The sequence below is a fragment of the Croceicoccus ponticola genome, from assembly GCF_004004515.1.
Lineage (GTDB): Bacteria > Pseudomonadota > Alphaproteobacteria > Sphingomonadales > Sphingomonadaceae > Croceicoccus > Croceicoccus ponticola.
In genome coordinates this window covers 228,336-246,016 of record NZ_RXOL01000004.1, presented here as the reverse complement: position 1 = coordinate 246,016, position 17,681 = coordinate 228,336, and the positions used below count along the sequence as shown (strand labels likewise).

Genomic DNA, 17,681 nt, shown 5'->3' with positions numbered 1-17,681 from the left:
TTTACAAGACGAAGGGAGCGGCTAACGCTGCGCCGCATGAGCGATGTCGCACTTTCCCTGCTGGTTCTCGGTGTCTTCGCGATGATTGTCGGCGCATGGCTAGCGTGGAAGCGAGGGGATCGTAAACGCATGGCGCTGATGGCGATCCTTGCCGCCGTGATGGCGATGAACATCGCGATCTGGACGATACCCGGACCTGCCGAGACATCGCTGGCCAAATCGTCGCCCGCCGAATCAACGTTGGACGATCAATCCTTGGCCGACGAAGCGCGCGGGGCGGACTAGGTTTTCAGTTCCATACCGCCCTTGAACAGGGCGACGGCGCGGCCTTGCATCGGCTGCCGGTCAAAGGGCGTGTTGCCCGCCTGTGCCGCCATGCGGTCAGAATCGACGATCCATGGCCGGTCCGGATCGATCACCGCGATGTCGGCTTCCAGCCCCGCGGCCAGCTGTCCCGCCGGCACGCCGAGGATCGCGGCCGGATTGGCACAGAGCAGGTCGGCGACGCGCGCCATGTCGATCACGTCGTCGCGGACCAGTCCGAGCGTGAGCGGCAGCAGCGTTTCCGCGCCCGCCATGCCGGGGGCCGCATCGGCAAAGGGCAGGCGCTTGTCTTCCGGCCCGCGCGGGTCGTGGCCGGATGCGATCACGTCGATGGTTCCGTCGGCCAGCGCGCGACGGACCGCCTGACGGTCAGCCTCTGCGCGCAAGGGCGGTGAGAGCCGGGCGAAAGTCAGGTAACCGTTCACCGCGATGTCGGAGAGCATGAAATGCGCCGGTGTCACGCCGCAGGTCACCTTCGCGCCGCGATCCTTCGCCGCGCGGACGAGATCGAGTGCGGCGGCGGTCGTCACCTGCCGGATATGGATGTGCGCTCCGGCCAGTTCGGCCAGCGCGATGTCGCGTGCTACGGCCAGCGCCTCCGCCTCCGCAGGCGCGCTCGCAAGGCCGAGCCGGGTCGCCGTTTCGCCGTCTGTGGCAACCGCGTCAGCGGCAAGACCGGCATCTTCGGCATGGGTGATGAACGGCAGGCCCAGCATCGCGGTATATTGCAGCACGCGCAGCATGACGCCTGAATCGGCGATCCACTTGCGCCCTGACGATACCGCCTTTGCCCCTGCTTCGCGCATCAGGCCGAGTTCGGGCAATTCGCCCCCCTCCAGCCCTCGGGTCGCAGCCGCGATGGGATGGACCCACAGATCGGGCTTGCCAAAGCTGGCCGCGAATCGAACGCGCGCAGGGTAATCCAACGGCGGCGGCTGATCGGGCATCAGCGCGGCGCGGGTGATCCCGCCGAAATGGAACGCTGGCTTGTCGATTTCGAACACGCCGAGGTCGATAATGCCGGGCATCACGATCTTGCCGCGCGCATCGATGACGCGGTCGCCGTCCTGTGGCGTGACATCGCCTACCGCGACGATCCGGTCGCCGTCGCAGCGGATCGCGCCCGCCGCAGGTTCGCGCTTGTCGCCGGATTTCTGCCCGGTCAGCAATCTGCCGCCGGTGATGGTGAGAGGGGCCATCGGCCTCATGCCGTTTCCTCAGCCTTCAGCGGCTCCCACCCCGGAACGCCCCGCGCGCGGCGGGTCAGCACGTCGAGACAGGCCATGCGGATCGCAACGCCCATTTCGACCTGCCGGGTAATCGCACTGCGTTCAATTGAATCGGCCACATCGGAATCGATTTCTACGCCGCGGTTCATCGGACCGGGATGCATGACCAGCGCATGGGGAGCAGCGCGTTTGAGCCGTTCGGTCGTCAGGCCGTACAAGTGGCGATATTCGCGTGCAGACGGGATGAACGGCCCGCTCATCCGTTCGTTTTGAAGGCGCAGCATCATTACGACGTCGGCGCCGTCGATCGCTTCGTTGAAGTTGGTGTAAGGCGAAACACGCATCTGTTCGATGGCGGCAGGCATCAGCGCGGGCGGGGCGCAAACGCGCACTTCGGCCCCAAGCGCGGACAGCAGCAAGATGTTGGACCGTGCGACCCGGCTGTGCAGGATGTCGCCGCAAATCGCGACTTTCAGCCCGTTGAATTCTTCTTCGCCGCGGGCGCGCATCCATTGCCGTATCGTCAATGCGTCGAGCAGCGCCTGCGTCGGGTGTTCGTGCCGCCCGTCACCCGCGTTCAGCACCGGGCAGTCGACCTTGTCCGCGATTAGCCGCACCGCGCCCGAAGATGCATGGCGGATGACAATGGCATCGACCTGCATCGCGTTCAGCGTCGCGGCGGTGTCGATCAGCGTTTCGCCCTTTTTCACGCTGGACTGCGCGGCGTGCATGTTGACGACGTCGGCGCCCAGCCGCTTTCCCGCAATTTCGAACGACAGCAGCGTGCGCGTCGAATTTTCGAAGAAGGCGTTGATGATCGTGAGGCCCGCGAGGGCGTCGACATGCTTCGTGGCCTGTCGGTTCAGTGTGACCCACTGTTCCGCTTCGTCCAACAGGTACAGGATCTGCCACGGGGCCAGTTCGGAAATGCCGGTGAGGTCCTTGTGGGGAAACGCCTCGCCACCTGCTGGATAGCGGGTGAAGGAAGAAGGGGGCGCGTCGCTCATCTCGGGAACCGTGCCCTATGCATGTTCGGGCCGAAGGGCAAGATGCGACGCGCGCAAGACGGATGACAAAGGCATTCGCCGAATTTCCCTTTGCCCCTGCCGTCGCAGCTTCTAGCTATGCGCCCACGAAACCGCGCAAGGCAGCGTAACGCCCGCCGCGCAATGGGTTGCACAGGGGTCACGATGGCATTCGCTCGCAAGGTCTGGAAACTGCTGGTCGGCGTGAAGGACGGGCTGGTGCTCATCTTCATGCTGCTGTTCTTTGCCGCGCTCTATTCCATCCTGTCGATGCGCCCTGCACCAGAGGAAGTCCTCGACGGCGCGCTGCTGGTGAAGCTGGACGGGGTGATCGTCGAAGAACCGCAAGCGGTCGATCCATGGACGCTGATCGCATCGCGCGGCGTGCCCACCCGCGAACACCGTGCCCGCGACGTCCTGCGCGCTATCGAAGGTGCGGCGACCGACGACCGCATCAAGGCCGTGGTGCTGGACCTCGATTATTTCCTTGGCGCCGGCCAAGTCCACTTGTCGGAAGTCGGAGCAGCGCTCGACACGGTGCGCGCCGCGAACAAGCCGGTGCTCACCCACGCCATCGCCTACACCGCCGATTCGATCCAGATCGCCTCGCACGCCAGCGAAGTCTGGCTGGACCCTATGGGCGGCGCGATGGTGGCGGGGCCGGGCGGCAGCGCGACCTTTTACGGCGGCCTTGCCGAACGGCTGGGCGTGAACGTCCACGTCTACAAGGCGGGCCGGTTCAAGAGCGCGGTCGAACCCTATTCGCTGACCAGGTTTTCGGACGATGCGCGGGCGGACATGACGGGCCTGTTCGACAGTCTTTGGGAAAACTGGCAGGTCGAAGTCCGTCAGGCGCGACCCAAGGCGAGAGTCAGGGAAATGGCGATGGACCCCGTGGGCACGCTGAAGGCGGCCGGCGGTGATCCGGCCAAGGCGGCGCTGGCGATGGGTCTTGTCGACAAGATCGGAACGCGCGAAGCCTTTGCCGCCCGGGTCGCGAAAATCGCGGGCGAGGATGAAACCACGCCGGACGATCCCGGCGCCTTTGCGCACACGACTTACCAGGTGTGGAACCGTGCCTCGCCGCTGTCCGATGCGGGCAAGGCGATCGGCATCGTGACCGTTGCGGGCAGCATCGTCGACGGCACGGCCGGCCCGGGAACGGCCGGCGGCGACCGGATCGCCAAGTTGCTGGACGATGCGCTGGAGGACGATCTTGCCGCGCTGGTCGTGCGCGTCGATTCGCCCGGCGGCACGATCACGGGTTCGGAACGCATCCGTCAGGCAATCTTGAGGCACAAGGAGCGCGGCATCCCGATCGTGGTGTCGATGGGCAACATGGCTGCGAGCGGCGGCTATTGGGTGTCGACACCGGCGAGCACGATTTTTGCCGATCCGTCGACTATCACCGGGTCGATCGGCGTTTTCGCCGTGGTTCCGACGTTCGAGAACATGCTGGGCAAGATCGGTGTGACGCAGGACGACCTGCGGACCACGCCGCTGTCGGGACAGCCCGACATCCTCGGCGGGTTCACGCCCGAAATGGATCAGGTGCTGCAGGCCCAGACCGAACACGCCTACAACCTGTTCCTGTCGGTTGTGGGGCAATCGCGGCGAAAGGATCGCGTGTCGCTGTTGCCATTGGCCGAAGGGCGCGTCTGGGCCGGGGGTCCGGCGCGGCAGGTGGGTCTGGTCGACCGATTCGGCGGGCTGGACGATGCAATTTCATTTGCCGCGAAAAAAGCGGGACTGAGCGACGGTGAATGGCATGCCCAGTATCTCGAAGCCGAACCCAGCAGGCTGCAGGCATTTTTCCAGAGCCTTGGGAACGAGGAAGAAGCGCGCGGCGCAGTCACGATGACGCAATTCGCGGTCGCTCAGCGCAATGCCGTGCTCGGCAGCGCTCTCGAAGATTTCGAGCGCATGGCTGGAACCCCCGCGATCGAGGCGCGGTGCATGGCCTGTCCGCCGTCTGCGCGCTTGCTGGCCCGCGAGGTCGATGTGCCGCGGTGGATGGCGGTATTCGACGCGTTCGCGAGGCGCTGACGCGTTATTGCGGTGGCGGCGCTTCGGTCGGATTGTCGCCCGGCTCGACGGTATCGGGGGCGGGTTCGGTGAATTCGCCCGGCCCCGGGGTCGGGTCGATCAGGGGCTGTTCGTCAGGGGTGACGACGGGCGGAGTTTCGGGCGGGGCGACAGGCTCGATGGTGTCGGGCGCGGGGTCGGGAGTGGTAGCCATGCGATCTAAACGCATGTCGCGGGCGTCGTATCCCGAATCAACCGTCCGCAACGCTTGCGCTTTCGGCATTGGTTGGATAGAGGCGCCCGAGCCGATTTTCGTGCCGTAAGGTGGCGAAGGCGTGACGCGGGCGTGGCGGAATTGGTAGACGCGCCAGATTTAGGTTCTGGTATCGCAAGATGTGGGGGTTCGAGTCCCTTCGCCCGCACCAGGCCGAAACGGCGGCACCCGGAGCGGATCCTTGCGGCGTTCACTATACGCCAGTCAAGAAAGATACCCCTAGAAGGGATACCCATGCAGATTTCCGAAACAAAGAACGACGGGCTCGCCCGCGCATACGCCGTGACCATTCCGGCATCCGAAATCAGTGCGCGCATCAGCGCCGAAGTGAAGCGCATCGCACCGCAAGTGCGCATGCCCGGCTTCCGTCCGGGGAAGGTTCCGGCGAATCTCGTCAAAAAGATGCACGGCGAATCGATCCATGCCGAAACCCTGAACACAGTGGTGCGCGAAAGCGTCGACAAGGTGATGCAGGAAAAAAAGCTGCGTCCCGCAATGCAGCCTTCGGTCTCGCTGGGCGAGGACTATGAAGAGGGCAAGGACGCCGAAGTCACGGTAGAGCTGGAAATTCTGCCCGAGATCAAGGCGCCGTCGATCGACGGCCTTAAGCTCGAGAAGCTGACCGTTCCTGTTTCCGACGAGGAAGTGATGGAAGCGGTCGAGCGCATCGCCGGTCAGCAGAAGTCGTTCAAGGCCGCGGCCAAGACGAAGAAGGCCGCAGACGGCGACCAGCTCATCATCGATTTCGTCGGCAAGCTCGACGGCGTGGAATTCGAAGGCGGAAAGGGCGAGGATACTGCGCTTGAAATCGGTTCGGGCCGGTTCATCCCCGGGTTCGAGGAACAGCTGATCGGCACGAAGGCCGGTGAGGAAAAGACCATCACGGTTTCCTTCCCCGCCGATTATCCCGCCGAAAATCTGAAGGGCAAGGACGCGACCTTCGACATTACCGTCAAGGAAGTGAAGGTCGCCACCGAAACCACGATCGACGATGAATTTGCCACGAACCTGGGCCTCGAAAGCCTCGACCAGCTCAAGGGTCTGCTGAGGGGTCAGCTGGAGCAGGAAACTGCCGGGCTCACCCGCACGCAGATGAAACGTTCGCTGCTCGATCAGCTTGCTGCCGGTCACGACTTTGCCGTGCCGCCAAGCATGGTCGAAGCCGAATTCCAGCAGATCTGGGCCCAGCTCCAGCAGGAAGCTGCGCGCGAGGAAGATCCCGAATCCGCGATGAAGGAAATCGAGGCCGAAAAGGACGATTACAAGCGCATCGCCGAACGCCGCGTGCGTCTTGGCCTGCTGCTTTCGGAAATCGGCCAGTCGAACGGTGTCGAGGTTTCGAACCAGGAAATGCAGATGCTGGTCGCGCAAGCGTCGCAGCAGTACCGTCCCGAAGAGCGCGAGCGCTTCATGCAGTACATCCAGTCCGAACCGATGGCCGCCGCCCAGCTCCGCGCGCCGCTTTACGAAGACAAGGTCGTCGACTTCCTGTTCGACAAGGCCGAAGTCACGGAACGTGAAGTGACCAAGGAAGAATTGCAGGCCGCGATCGAAGCCGAAGAAGGCGAAGTCGCAGAAGCCAAGCCAGCGGCGAAGAAGGCCCCGGCCAAGAAGCCTGCGGCCAAGAAGGCCACTGAAGCCAAGGCCGACGACGCCAAGGCCAAAGATGCGGCCCCCGCTGAAGAGGCGAAGCCTGCCAAGAAAGCCGCTGCCAAGAAGGCTCCGGCCAAGAAGGCGGATGCCGATGTGGCCGAAACCGAGGCAGCGCCTGCTAAGAAAGCTCCTGCCAAGAAGGCCGCTGCCAAAAAGCCGGCTGCCAAGGCCGAGTAAGCCACTTCGCCGATCACGAAAACCGGGGCCGGGGAGGGTATGACCTTTCCCGGCCCTGCCGTTTACGGCGTCATCGTAAGGGACTTGAACGGACTTTGGGTGGGGCTCATCCACTTTCGCAAGATCGCGCCCTTCGTTGCTGACGATCCTTGTCTGAGATTGCCGCCCGGCAAGAGGTGGATGTGTTGGCGAAGATTGCGTCGGAGACGGCATCGAACAGTTAAACCACTGCAGCAACGGTCGGCATCGCGGCCTGATTTTTCGGGGCCACGCCCGCGGGATCCCATCAACTGTTGCTTCAGGCGCCCGGCGTGGATGGTTTCGTCTCGCCGGGCGCTTCCATCAGGTTCGCGAGGACCCGGCTTTCATTCCGACACGATTGCGACCCGCGCTACCGGAGCAACCGCCAGTTTTGCGGTGCGCGCTCGTTCATAGGCCGCACCGATCTTCAGCACGTCATGATCGGCCCATGCCGGTCCCATGAAGGAAAGCCCGACCGGCAGGTCCTTTACCGTGCCCATCGGGACCGTCAGGTGCGGCGTGCCGCCGATCGCGGCGATCGATCCGATGCCGATCCCGCCCGGATAATGGTCGCCGTAGACGAGGTCGGTCGACCATGCCGGTCCGGTCGTCGGCGCAATCAACACCGCGACATCGTTGTCCGCCAGCAGCTTTTCAATGCCTTCGGTGCGCGCCAGGCGATAGGCATCGGCCTTCGCCAACGCATAGGCGTCGGCATCGACCGTTCCCTGCGCCTCGACGAAGATCTCCTGTCCGAACCATCTCATTTCCTCAGCCGCATGCGCCTCGTTGAAGCGGATCACGTCGGCAAGGCTGCGCACCGGAATCTGCGCGGGCGATCCTGCGAGATAGGCGTCCATCGATTCACGCAGTTCGTAGAGCAGGACCGTCCACTCCGCCTCGTACATCCGTGAATCGGCTTCCCACTGGATCTCGACAAGTTCGGCTCCGGTGGCTTTCATATCGGCCAGCGCCGCGTCGAAAAGGGCACTCACGTCTTCCCGCTCACCCACCTGTTTGCGCATTACGCCGATGCGCACGCCTTTCAGCGATGCGGTGGCGAGGCCCGATGTATAGTCGCCGCGCCGCTCGTCCGCTGCCATCGTGGCGGGGTCGGCCGGATCGCTTCCCGCAATCGAGGTGAGGATTTGCGCTGCCGCATATACCGTTTGCGCCATGGGTCCTGCGGTATCCTGGCTCGAACTGATCGGCACGATATGCGTGCGGCTGACCAGACCGACGGTGGGTTTCAGCCCGACCACGCCGTTGACGCTGGCGGGGCAGGTGATCGAACCGTCGGTCTCGGTCCCGATGGCGGCCCAGGCGAACATCGCAGCCACCGCCGCGCCGCTGCCCGATGACGACCCGCAGGAATTGCGAGTCGGCGCATGGGGATTGCGGGTCAGGCCGCCCACCGCGCTCCACCCGCTGGTCGATCCGGACGAACGGATGTTGGCCCATTCGGACAAGTTCGCTTTGCCCGAGATGACAGCGCCAGCCGCGCGCAGTCGGGCGACTAGCGGCGAATCGCGCTTCGTATCGTTTGCGATCAGGGCTAGGCTGCCTGCGGTTGTCGGAAAGTCGCGGGTTTCGACATTGTCCTTCACCAGCACCGTTCGTCCCGCCAGCGGCAGGCCCGAGGCCGCGGCTTTGGCGGTCTGCGCCTCGACATCGGGGGCCGCAACGATGATCGCGTTGATCGCATCGCCCGCGTCTTCGTGGACCCGGATGCGTTCCTGTTGACGCAAGACCTCGACCGGAACGGAGAGGTCGCCGGCATGGGCGATGTCAGCGGACCCGACGATGAGGGCAAGGAGCGGAAGCGCGGTCAACGCATGGAGCTTTGTCATGGGAAGATGTTCTGCCCCGGCACGACTTATCCCGGCAAGGGTTAAACCCCTTGAAGTCGGCAAAACCAGCGCCGACATAGGGCGGGCAATCGTAAGAGGATATCCATGCTCGACCTGTTTGGCGCCACCGGCGCGACCGCCTTTGGAAATCAGGGTTCTTTCACCACCGATCCCGTAACCGGCGCGCTTGTCCCCATGGTCGTCGAACAGACGAGCCGGGGCGAACGCAGCTTCGACATCTTTTCGCGCCTTCTGCGCGAGCGTATCGTCTTCGTGACCGGTCAGGTCGAGGATACGATGGCTTCGCTGATCGTGGCGCAGCTGCTGTTCCTCGAAAGCGAGGACAGCACCAAGGATATCTCGATGTACATCAACTCGCCGGGCGGTGTCGTCACGGCGGGCATGGCGATCCATGACACCATGCAGTACATCAAACCGCGCGTTTCCACCGTTTGCATCGGTCAGGCGGCGTCGATGGGCAGTTTCCTTTTGGCAGCCGGCGAACCGGGCATGCGCATCGCGCTCCCCAACGCTCGCATCATGGTGCACCAGCCTTCGGGCGGCGCGCGCGGCATGGCCAGCGACATCGAAATCCAGGCCCGCGAAATCCTGCGCATTCGTCGCCGCATGAACGATCTCTATGTTCAGTACACGGGCAAGACGCTCGAAGAGATCGAGAAGGCGATGGATCGCGACACTTTCCTCGAGGCTGACGAGGCCGAGGCCTTCGGTCTGGTCGACAAGGTGTTCGTGTCGCGCACCGACGCCGAAAGCGGCACCTGATCTGTTGGTCCGATCCGTTACGGGACGGGGCAAAGCGCAAGCTTGCGCATTGCCCCGGAACCCTGTTTCGTGAAAGTTAAGGGCACGGTCAGGCCGTTGCAGTTATGCACTGGCCTGGATGTGCATTGTTCGACGTGGTTGATTCTCGCAGGTCCACGCGTAAATTCGATTAAAGCGGCCCGATTCTGGGCGCTTCAGGATGGGTTATGACCAAAGTCACTGGATCCGACAGCAAGAGCACCCTGTACTGCAGCTTCTGCGGTAAGTCGCAGCACGAAGTGCGCAAGCTGATCGCAGGGCCGACCGTATTCATTTGCGATGAATGCGTTGAGCTGTGCAACGACATCATTCGCGAAGAGACCAAGGCCGGTATTGCCGGCAAGAAGGACGGCGGCGTTCCGACACCGGCTGAAATCTTCAAGACCCTGAACGATTACGTGATCGGTCAGGATCGCGCCAAGCGCGTGCTGTCGGTTGCCGTGCACAACCATTACAAGCGGTTGAAGCACAGTGGCAAGGGCAACGAAGTCGAACTGGCGAAGTCGAACATCCTGCTGGTCGGTCCGACCGGTTCGGGCAAGACGCTGCTGGCCCAGACGCTGGCGCGCACGTTCGACGTTCCTTTTACGATGGCGGATGCTACCACGCTGACCGAAGCGGGATACGTGGGCGAGGATGTCGAAAACATCATCCTCAAGCTGCTGCAGTCCAGCGACTATAACGTCGAAAAGGCGCAGCACGGCATCGTCTACATCGACGAGATCGACAAGATCACGCGCAAGTCCGAAAATCCGTCGATCACCCGCGACGTGTCGGGTGAGGGCGTGCAGCAGGCGCTGTTGAAGCTGATGGAAGGCACGACCGCATCCGTCCCGCCGCAGGGTGGGCGCAAGCATCCGCAGCAGGAGTTCCTGCAGGTGGACACGACGAACATCCTGTTCATCTGTGGCGGTGCCTTTGCCGGGCTCGAAAAGCTGATTTCGGATCGCCTGCAGAAACGGTCGATCGGTTTCGGCGCGCATGTCGCCAATCCTGAAAAGCGCCAGATCGGCGAGCTTTTGTCGAAGGCGGAACCCGAAGACCTGCTGAAGTTCGGCCTGATCCCCGAATTCGTCGGCCGCCTGCCGGTCATCGCCACGCTAGAGGACCTCGACGTCCCGGCTCTCGTGAAGATTCTGAGCGAGCCGAAGAACGCGTTGGTCAAGCAGTACCAGAAGCTTTTCGACCTCGAGGAGGTGGCACTGACGTTTACCGACGATGCGCTTGAGGCGATCGCCAACAGGGCGATCAAGCGCAAGACCGGTGCGCGTGGCCTGCGCTCCATCGTCGAGGCGATCCTGCTAGACACGATGTTCGACCTGCCCACGCTGGAAGGCGTGACTGAGGTCGTCGTCGACAAAGACGTGGTCGAGGGTCGCAAGGAACCGATCCAGGTCCACAAGGGCAAGGAAGCTGCCGCCTGATCGGCGGCACATCCTGACCGAGCCATACGAACGGCGCGTCCCCCACGGGGCGCGCCGTTTGCTTTTCAACTATTTGCCGCGTTCTGCGAGAAGTTCGGACACGGTGACCGACTTCAGCCCCCGCTTGTCCAGCCCGTCAAGAATCAACGGCAAGGCCGCGCGCGCCTCTTCATCATCGGGGCCGAGCGCGTGGAGCATGATGATCGAACCGGGCCGCGTTTGCGCAAGTATGGCGTTGGCATAGGCCTGAGGCGGTGCCTCTCTGCGGCCATTGTCCGACACGTCCCACATGATCAGGCTGTATTTTGCACGGTAGAGTTCCCACAGCAGCCCGACCGAGCGAATACCGAATGGCGGGCGGAAATAGCGCGGATTTTCCACTCCGGCTTTGTGCAGCAGGGCATCGGTCTTCGCGATTTCTTCGGCATGGAATGACTGCGGCCGATCCTCCATCACCTGGTTCGAATAGCCCATGTTGCCCAATTCGTGGCCAGCAGCGAGCATTCGTGTGGCCGCAGGAAGCGCGTTTTCCAGCTTTTGGCCCGATAGGAAGAAAGTGGCTTTGGCATTGTGGGTGGCCAGAATGGGCAGGACTTGTGTCACCGCCTGTTCGCTAGGCCCGTCGCTGAAGGTCAGTGCCACGACATTGCGCGTGGTAGAGACACTGCATGTCGCGTCAAAGATCGCGTTGAAGCACCGCAATCCGGCAAGGTTGACGAACATGGTCAACAGACATGCCAGGATGCCCAGCACCAATCCGATACGCAGCAAAATCCCCTTTAGCCGCTCTCTCGTCACAAATTCCCCCGTCGTAGCAGGTACGAAGCCCCGTACGCTGGCAACGGTATTTCAGTCCATCGATCAGGGCAAGACGATGGCAGGATTTGTCATTTAGATTAGCGGAACCCAACAATACTGGTCTTTTATTTTCAGATACTTATCAAACGACGCCATCGTCATGCAGGGCGCATGCCGCCGCGTCGTGTTCGATCTGTATCGTCGCATGTTCGATTCCAAAGCGGTGGTGAAGCCGTTCGGTGATGTCATGCAGGAAGGCGTCGCCGGGATGGCCGCCGGGCATGATGAGATGGGCAGTCAACGCGGTTTCGGTCGTGCTCATGGGCCAGATATGCAGGTCGTGCACGCCGTTGACGCCCGGCAATTCCGACAATTCGGCGCGAACCTTGTTCTCGTCGATCGCATCGGGCACGGCCAGCAGCGCCATTTTCACGCTGTCCTTCAGCAAACCCCAAGTTCCCGCCGCGATAATCGCCACGATGACGAGCGATGTCACCGGGTCGATCCAGTTCATACCGGTAAGCCAGATCAGCATACCGGCCACGACCACGCCTGCTGAAACTGCCGCATCCGCCATCATATGCAGGTATGCGCCGCGAATGTTGAGATCGCCCTTGCGCCCGCGCATGAACAGCAAAGCCGTGGCTGTATTAATCACGATGCCGATGCCGGCGACGATCATGATCGGGCCGGGTTCCACCGGTTCGGGCGAAAATAGCCGTTGCGCCGTTTCTACCGTGATCGCGCCCAGCGCCATCAACAGCAGCGCCGCATTGACCATGGCGGCAAGGATCGAACTGGATTTCAGGCCATAGGTAAACCGCGACGATGGCGGTTTTTTCGCCAGCACGCTGGCCCCCCATGCAATCAGCAGGCTGAGCACGTCCGAAAGGTTGTGACCCGCATCCGCGATAAGTGCCATGGAGCCATAGAGAAAGCCCGCCAGGGCCTCCACCACCACAAACCCGGTGTTGAGCACCACGCCGATGGCGAAAGCACGCCCGAAATCGGCAGGCGCATGGGAATGCCCGTGCCCGTGCCCGTGCCCGTGCGCATGGTGGTGTGTGTGTCCGTCGCCCATGGCCGTCACTCGTAAACGCAGGAGTCGAGGCCGTCACGCGCAACCACGCCGATGCGCGACCTGATCGTGTTGCCATGCCGCGCCAGCCAGCCGGTCGGGTTTTTCACCGATCGCTTTTTCGGCAGCGGCAGCGCGGCGGCCATGCGCGCAGCCTCTGTCGTCGACAAGCGGTCAGCGCCGTGGTCAAAATAGCGCACCGAACCGGCCTCGACCCCATAAGTGCCGATGCCGGTTTCCGCGACATTGAGATAGACTTCCATGATCCGCCGCTTGCCCCACAGCTTTTCGATTAGGAACGTGAACCACGCCTCCAGTCCTTTGCGGAAATAGCCGCCGCCTTGCCACAGGAATGCGTTTTTCGCGGCCTGCTGGCTGATCGTCGAACCGCCGCGAATGCGACCGCCCTCGGCATTTTTCTGAATAGCTTTTTCGATAGCCTCGCGGTCGAAACCGTCGTGGGTGCAGAATTTTCCGTCTTCGGCCGCAATTACCGCGCGGACCATGTCGCGATCGATGTTCGACAGAGGCTCCCAATCCTTGGTGATGCCGTTTTCATCCATCAGCATCGTGGCGGTGACGGGCACCGGGATTACGCGATAGGCCAGCACCCACAGCGCGCTGAACAGCACGAAGGCGATGACGATCTTGACGATACCAATGATAATGCGCGCAAAAATGCCGCGGGTGTGTGCCTTGGCCATGTCCTGCCCCTAGCGGATAGGTCTGACGCTTTCCACCCGGCTTACGCCGATCTGCGGCGGGGGCCGGTCAGCGCGACGAACAGCCAGAACAGGACCAGCGCAGCCGCAGGGAACGCCAGTTCGCCCAGCAGCATGGCGTCGGTGCCGTAAGTGTCGTGCATATATCCGTCGACCATCGACATGACCGCGATCGGGATATTCGACAGGGCCGCCATGAGGTTGAAATTGGTGGCCGCGGATTTCTTGCCGATCGCTTCGAGCACGATGGCGGCATAGCCGGTATAAGCCATGCCGATCATCACCTGATAGGCAAGCACGCCGACGACGAACACCATCGGAGTGCGAGGGGTAAAGGCCATGCCGACAGCGACGATGCCGACGAGGATGCCGAATAAGGAATAGGCGCGTTTCAGCTCCATCCGATCGCACACGAACCCTGCGACGAGCGCGCCGACGACCGATGCGACACCGCCTGCCAACCCGTTGACCAGCGCGACCATGTTGCCGCCCGCTTCCCATTCCTTGGATATGGCGGCCCACGGCACGCCGCCCGACCCGATCGGCAGCAGCATGATGAGCAGCGCGAGGTAGCCGACGCGCGACCGCGCCACGGCCCAGACATTGCGCAGAACCTCTTTCAGTTCGCCCGCGTAGTTGAGTTCGGTGGTGATCTTCACGAAGCGCGGAAGCCATAAGGTCGCCAGCCAGCAAGCCATGCAGAATACGGCGATGACGACACCCGAAATCCACGGCTGCGCAAGGTTTTCAGCCAGCAGCAGACCAACGCCGCCGCCGATGCCGGCACCGCCCAGGTTCCCCGCTTGCGACCAGCCGCTCGCCCTGCCGCGCATTTCGGCGGGCACCTGGTTCGCCATGAAGATTTCGGCGGACATTGAAATGAACGTCGAGGTGACCGACGAAAACGCGATCAGCGCCATGAACAGCGGAATCTGCGCCTCGGTCTTGGGCAGGATCGACATCAGCAGAATGGAAATTCCGACGCTGAATGCGCCCACGGCGTACCATGCCTTGGGATTGCCGATGGTATCGACGAACGGCGCCCACAGCATCTTCACCGTCTGTGGCCAGGCATTGACCGCGATCAGCGTGGCGATGATCGCAACGGTCAGCCCGGCTTCGCCCAACAGGTATGCCAAAGTGACCGAGACATAGCCGCTGCCGACGCCGAACGGCGCGAATAGCGGCGCGAAGATGACCGGGTTGCGGACCGTACCGGGGCTAACATGCGCAAGGTCTTCGCCCGATTCAGCCTCGATATGCACGGTCATGGGAATTCTCCGGCAGCATGGCGTGCCACAGGTGTCGGTTGATACCTCCGCGGTGAACGGCGGCAAGTGAAATCACGTCATGGGGAGGGAGCGACTGGCACGTCCGTCGCGCAACGTCGACAAGCGTCATGGCCGCACGACTGCCGCCTCAAATCCCGTTGCGTGAGATGGCCGGATGGAGACACGACTTGAGGTCGGGGCTTATTGCCCGAACTCTCAGGCAGGTGCGCTCGCGGGCAGGGCGTCGACATCGACAAGGCGCGGCCAGAACGCGGATACGAAAAGGGCGGCGGCGATTGTCCATCGCCGCCGCCCCATGATTTTCGTGTTCACGATCAAGCCGCGAGAGGCATGAGCCTTTCGCCAACGATGCGTTGCATCGCTTTCTGCACCTTTTCGAAGGCGCGAACCTCGATCTGGCGAATGCGTTCGCGGCTTACGTCATAAACCTGCGAAAGCTCCTCAAGCGTCTGCGGGTTCTCGGTCAGCCGGCGTTCGGTCAGGATGTGCTTTTCCCGATCGTTCAGCACGTCCATCGCATCGACCAGCATTTCGTGGCGAACCTGCTTTTCCTCTGCGTCAGCGACCGTTTCGTCCTGAAGCGGGCGGTCGTCGGTCAACCAGTCCTGCCATTGGCCGGCGCCTTCTTCGTCGCCGCGCATCGACACGTTGAGCGAAGCGTCGCCGCCCATCAGCATGCGGCGGTTCATGTTGACCACCTCCTGCTCCGGCACACCAAGCTGCGTCGCGATCGTGGTGACGTCGTCGGGATGCAGATCGGTATCCTCGAAAGCCTCGAGGTTCTTTTTCATCCGACGCAGGTTGAAGAACAGCTTCTTCTGTGCTGCGGTGGTGCCCATTTTCACAAGGCTCCACGAACGCAGGATATATTCCTGGATCGACGCCTTGATCCACCACATCGCGTACGTCGCGAGGCGGAAGCCGCGATCGGGCTCGAACTTCTTCACACCCTGCATCAGGCCCACGTTGCCTTCGGAGATGAGGTCCGACACGGGCAGGCCATAGCCGCGATAGCCCATGGCAATCTTTGCCACGAGACGCAGATGGCTGGTGACCAGCTGGGCCGCCGCTTCAGTGTCTTCATGTTCCGCATAGCGCTTGGCGAGCATGTATTCCTGCTCGGGCTTCAGCACCGGGAATTTCTTGATCTCGGCCAGGTAGCGGTTGAGGCTTTGCTCTCCGCCCAGCGCTGGCACTTTTGATTTAATCGTCACGTCCTACCGAACCTTTCTAGCGTCAACTCGCTGCTGGGACCCCGGCTGGGCATCCGCACTGGCGAGCCACATCCTTCCTTATAGACCCGTTCGCACCCGATGTGTTGATGATTCTATCAATCTAAAGCATTCAATTCCTCGATCAGTTCCCGAATGTCAGGGGGCAGGTCGCTGGAAAAGTGCAGCCGGTCGCCCGTGACGGGATGGAGGAAGCCAAGGACGGCCGCGTGAAGGGCCTGTCTCGAAAAATTCAGCCGCTGGAGAAGCGGCCTGAGGCGCGAATCGGGACGTCCATAGACAGGATCACCTAATAGCGCATTTCCGATTGACGACATGTGAACGCGGATCTGATGGGTGCGCCCGGTTTCCAGCCTGCATTCCACCAGCGTCGCGCCTTTCAGCCGTCGCAGGGTCGTGTAATGCGTAACCGCATGTTTCCCGCGCATCGTGAATTCCGGCAAGACCGCCATTTTCTTGCGATCCCGGTCGCTGCGTCCGATCAACCCTTCGACCGTGCCTGACATCGGATTGGGATGCCCTTTGACCACTGCGTTATACACCCGTTCGATCGAGTGATCGGCAAATTGCCTGGCCAAACCTTCGTGCGCGGCGTCGTTTTTCGCGACGACCATCAGGCCCGAGGTGTCCTTGTCGATGCGATGGACGATGCCTGGCCTGGCCACCCCGCCGATGCCCGAAAGCTGACCGGCGCAGTGGTGCAACAACGCATTCACCAGGGTCCCGTTGGCGTTCCCGGCAGCGGGATGCACGACCATGCCAGCAGGCTTGTCGATGACGACGAGATGCTGATCCTCGAACACGATGGTGAGGGGGATGGCTTGGGCAGCCGCTTCTGCCGGGATGGCGGCGGGCACGGCAATCGCGAATTTCGCCCCCGGCGCTGGCTTGACCGAGCCGCTGGTGGCAGGTTTTCCGGAAATTTGGACGCGCCCTTCGGCGATCAGCGCCTTGATCCGCTCTCGTGACATGTCGGTCAGATCGGCGAGCGCCTTGTCCAGCCGCTGACCGCCGGTTTCGATAACGCCGCGAATGACTTCGACTTCCCCCATCGCTAGGTAGATGGGTGATGGAAAGGCAAACGACAAGCTGGCTTCACGCGCGCCTGATCGCAGAAGCGAAAGCGGCGCATCCGCATGAATGTTGCGGCCTGTTGCTGGGCCGCGACGGGAAGGTCGGCGAAGTCCGGTCCTGTCGCAACGTGCACCCGGAACCTGCACGCCATTTCGAAATCGACCCGGCCGCGCTGATCGCCGCGCACCGGGCGGCGCGGGCGGGTGGCGTAGAAGTGATCGGTTATTATCACTCGCACCCTGTGGGTTTGCCCGAACCGTCGGCAACCGATCGCGCAATGGCGCCGGGTGACGGGAGGCTTTGGGCGATCGTGGCGGGCGAGGCGATAGGGTGGTGGCGGAACGACAAGGCCAGCATATCGGATGGCGGTTTCACACGAACCTGCGCCCCAAACTCGTACGGGAGCGGCCTATCCCCCGAGAGGCCGCTCCCGTGACATCGATCCGGACCTGACCGATGTTGTGCCGCGGCATGGAACTTGCCGCGGTTACCAACGCCGATGTTCTCGCGGGAAATCGAACGCTTGGAAACCTAGAAGAACCTATAGGAGCCTCTGGGATGCTTAATAGGATCGCTCGCGCCACTACCGAACCAGTATTTTTTACAGATACGTCCGTATCCGATCTTTCTGTCGCCGCGCGGCCTCGCCCTCGTTTCCCGG

Annotated in this window: 16 protein-coding genes and 1 tRNA gene; 7 read left to right on the top strand and 10 right to left on the bottom strand. The window is 62.4% G+C overall.

Features of this window, described 5'->3' with window-relative positions; genetic code table 11:
• Nucleotides 1-36: 36 nt before the first annotated feature.
• On the top strand, nucleotides 37-285 hold the full coding sequence (locus tag EKN06_RS10900) for a hypothetical protein (RefSeq protein ID WP_127612933.1): 249 nt from the start codon (nucleotides 37-39) through the stop codon (nucleotides 283-285).
• On the opposite strand, the gene EKN06_RS10895 is transcribed toward EKN06_RS10900, so the two are convergent.
• Both EKN06_RS10895 and EKN06_RS10890 read right to left on the bottom strand, forming a co-directional pair.
• A complete protein-coding gene (locus EKN06_RS10895; protein WP_127612932.1) occupies nucleotides 282-1,532 on the bottom strand; it encodes a dihydroorotase in 1,251 nt (416 codons plus the stop codon). The genes EKN06_RS10900 and EKN06_RS10895 overlap by 4 nt on opposite strands.
• The gene (locus EKN06_RS10890; RefSeq protein ID WP_127612931.1) at nucleotides 1,529-2,560 is read right to left on the bottom strand and encodes an aspartate carbamoyltransferase catalytic subunit; all 1,032 of its coding nucleotides are present in this window, start codon (nucleotides 2,558-2,560) and stop codon (nucleotides 1,529-1,531) included. Before EKN06_RS10890 ends, EKN06_RS10895 begins: the two co-directional genes overlap by 4 nt.
• 183 nt (nucleotides 2,561-2,743) lie before the next feature.
• Here EKN06_RS10890 and sppA point away from each other — a divergent pair, with 183 nt between their 5' ends.
• Nucleotides 2,744-4,624 carry a signal peptide peptidase SppA gene (gene sppA, locus EKN06_RS10885; RefSeq protein WP_164844044.1) on the top strand — a complete coding sequence of 627 codons (1,881 nt, stop codon included), beginning with the start codon at nucleotides 2,744-2,746 and terminating at the stop codon, nucleotides 4,622-4,624.
• Between the two features lie 4 nt (nucleotides 4,625-4,628).
• Here sppA and EKN06_RS10880 read toward each other — a convergent pair whose 3' ends face one another.
• Complete coding sequence (locus tag EKN06_RS10880) at nucleotides 4,629-4,817, bottom strand: hypothetical protein (protein WP_127612929.1); 189 nt, start codon at nucleotides 4,815-4,817, stop codon at nucleotides 4,629-4,631.
• A 126-nt stretch (nucleotides 4,818-4,943) separates the two neighbouring features.
• On the opposite strand from EKN06_RS10880, the gene EKN06_RS10875 reads away from it, so the two are divergent.
• Together EKN06_RS10875 and tig are read left to right on the top strand one after the other, a co-directional pair.
• Nucleotides 4,944-5,028 (top strand) — tRNA-Leu (locus EKN06_RS10875).
• A gap of 83 nt (nucleotides 5,029-5,111) precedes the next feature.
• Nucleotides 5,112-6,707, top strand: coding sequence for a trigger factor (tig, locus tag EKN06_RS10870; RefSeq protein ID WP_127612928.1), 1,596 nt, complete (start codon nucleotides 5,112-5,114; stop codon nucleotides 6,705-6,707).
• Nucleotides 6,708-7,072: 365 nt separating this feature from the next.
• Here the strand turns inward: tig and EKN06_RS10865 are convergent, their stop codons facing one another.
• Nucleotides 7,073-8,578: an amidase gene (locus EKN06_RS10865; protein WP_127612927.1), complete on the bottom strand. Its 1,506-nt coding sequence runs from the start codon at nucleotides 8,576-8,578 to the stop codon at nucleotides 7,073-7,075.
• Between the two features lie 105 nt (nucleotides 8,579-8,683).
• Between EKN06_RS10865 and clpP the strand changes: the two genes are divergently transcribed.
• Complete coding sequence (clpP, locus tag EKN06_RS10860) at nucleotides 8,684-9,361, top strand: ATP-dependent Clp endopeptidase proteolytic subunit ClpP (RefSeq protein WP_127612926.1); 678 nt, start codon at nucleotides 8,684-8,686, stop codon at nucleotides 9,359-9,361.
• Between the two features lie 206 nt (nucleotides 9,362-9,567).
• Complete coding sequence (gene clpX / locus EKN06_RS10855; protein ID WP_127612925.1) at nucleotides 9,568-10,824, top strand: ATP-dependent Clp protease ATP-binding subunit ClpX; 1,257 nt, start codon at nucleotides 9,568-9,570, stop codon at nucleotides 10,822-10,824.
• A gap of 69 nt (nucleotides 10,825-10,893) precedes the next feature.
• On the opposite strand, the gene EKN06_RS10850 is transcribed toward clpX, so the two are convergent.
• The 6 genes from EKN06_RS10850 to EKN06_RS10825 form a co-directional block, all read right to left on the bottom strand.
• Nucleotides 10,894-11,577, bottom strand: coding sequence for a polysaccharide deacetylase family protein (locus EKN06_RS10850; RefSeq protein WP_127612924.1), 684 nt, complete (start codon nucleotides 11,575-11,577; stop codon nucleotides 10,894-10,896).
• 187 nt (nucleotides 11,578-11,764) lie between these two features.
• Nucleotides 11,765-12,703, bottom strand: a complete 939-nt coding sequence (locus tag EKN06_RS10845; RefSeq protein WP_127612923.1) for a cation diffusion facilitator family transporter — start codon at nucleotides 12,701-12,703, stop codon at nucleotides 11,765-11,767.
• A 5-nt stretch (nucleotides 12,704-12,708) separates the two neighbouring features.
• Nucleotides 12,709-13,404 (bottom strand): monofunctional biosynthetic peptidoglycan transglycosylase, encoded by a 696-nt coding sequence (gene mtgA, locus EKN06_RS10840; RefSeq protein WP_127612922.1) that lies wholly within the window; start codon nucleotides 13,402-13,404, stop codon nucleotides 12,709-12,711.
• A 41-nt stretch (nucleotides 13,405-13,445) separates the two neighbouring features.
• Nucleotides 13,446-14,693: an MFS transporter gene (locus tag EKN06_RS10835; protein ID WP_127612921.1), complete on the bottom strand. Its 1,248-nt coding sequence runs from the start codon at nucleotides 14,691-14,693 to the stop codon at nucleotides 13,446-13,448.
• Nucleotides 14,694-15,028: 335 nt separating this feature from the next.
• Nucleotides 15,029-15,928: an RNA polymerase sigma factor RpoH gene (rpoH, locus tag EKN06_RS10830; RefSeq protein ID WP_205693877.1), complete on the bottom strand. Its 900-nt coding sequence runs from the start codon at nucleotides 15,926-15,928 to the stop codon at nucleotides 15,029-15,031.
• 116 nt (nucleotides 15,929-16,044) lie between these two features.
• A complete protein-coding gene (locus EKN06_RS10825; protein WP_127612920.1) occupies nucleotides 16,045-16,998 on the bottom strand; it encodes an RluA family pseudouridine synthase in 954 nt (317 codons plus the stop codon).
• 17 nt (nucleotides 16,999-17,015) lie between these two features.
• Between EKN06_RS10825 and EKN06_RS10820 the strand changes: the two genes are divergently transcribed.
• The gene (locus EKN06_RS10820; RefSeq protein WP_127612919.1) at nucleotides 17,016-17,456 is read left to right on the top strand and encodes a M67 family metallopeptidase; all 441 of its coding nucleotides are present in this window, start codon (nucleotides 17,016-17,018) and stop codon (nucleotides 17,454-17,456) included.
• The last annotated feature ends 225 nt before the right edge of the window (nucleotides 17,457-17,681 follow it).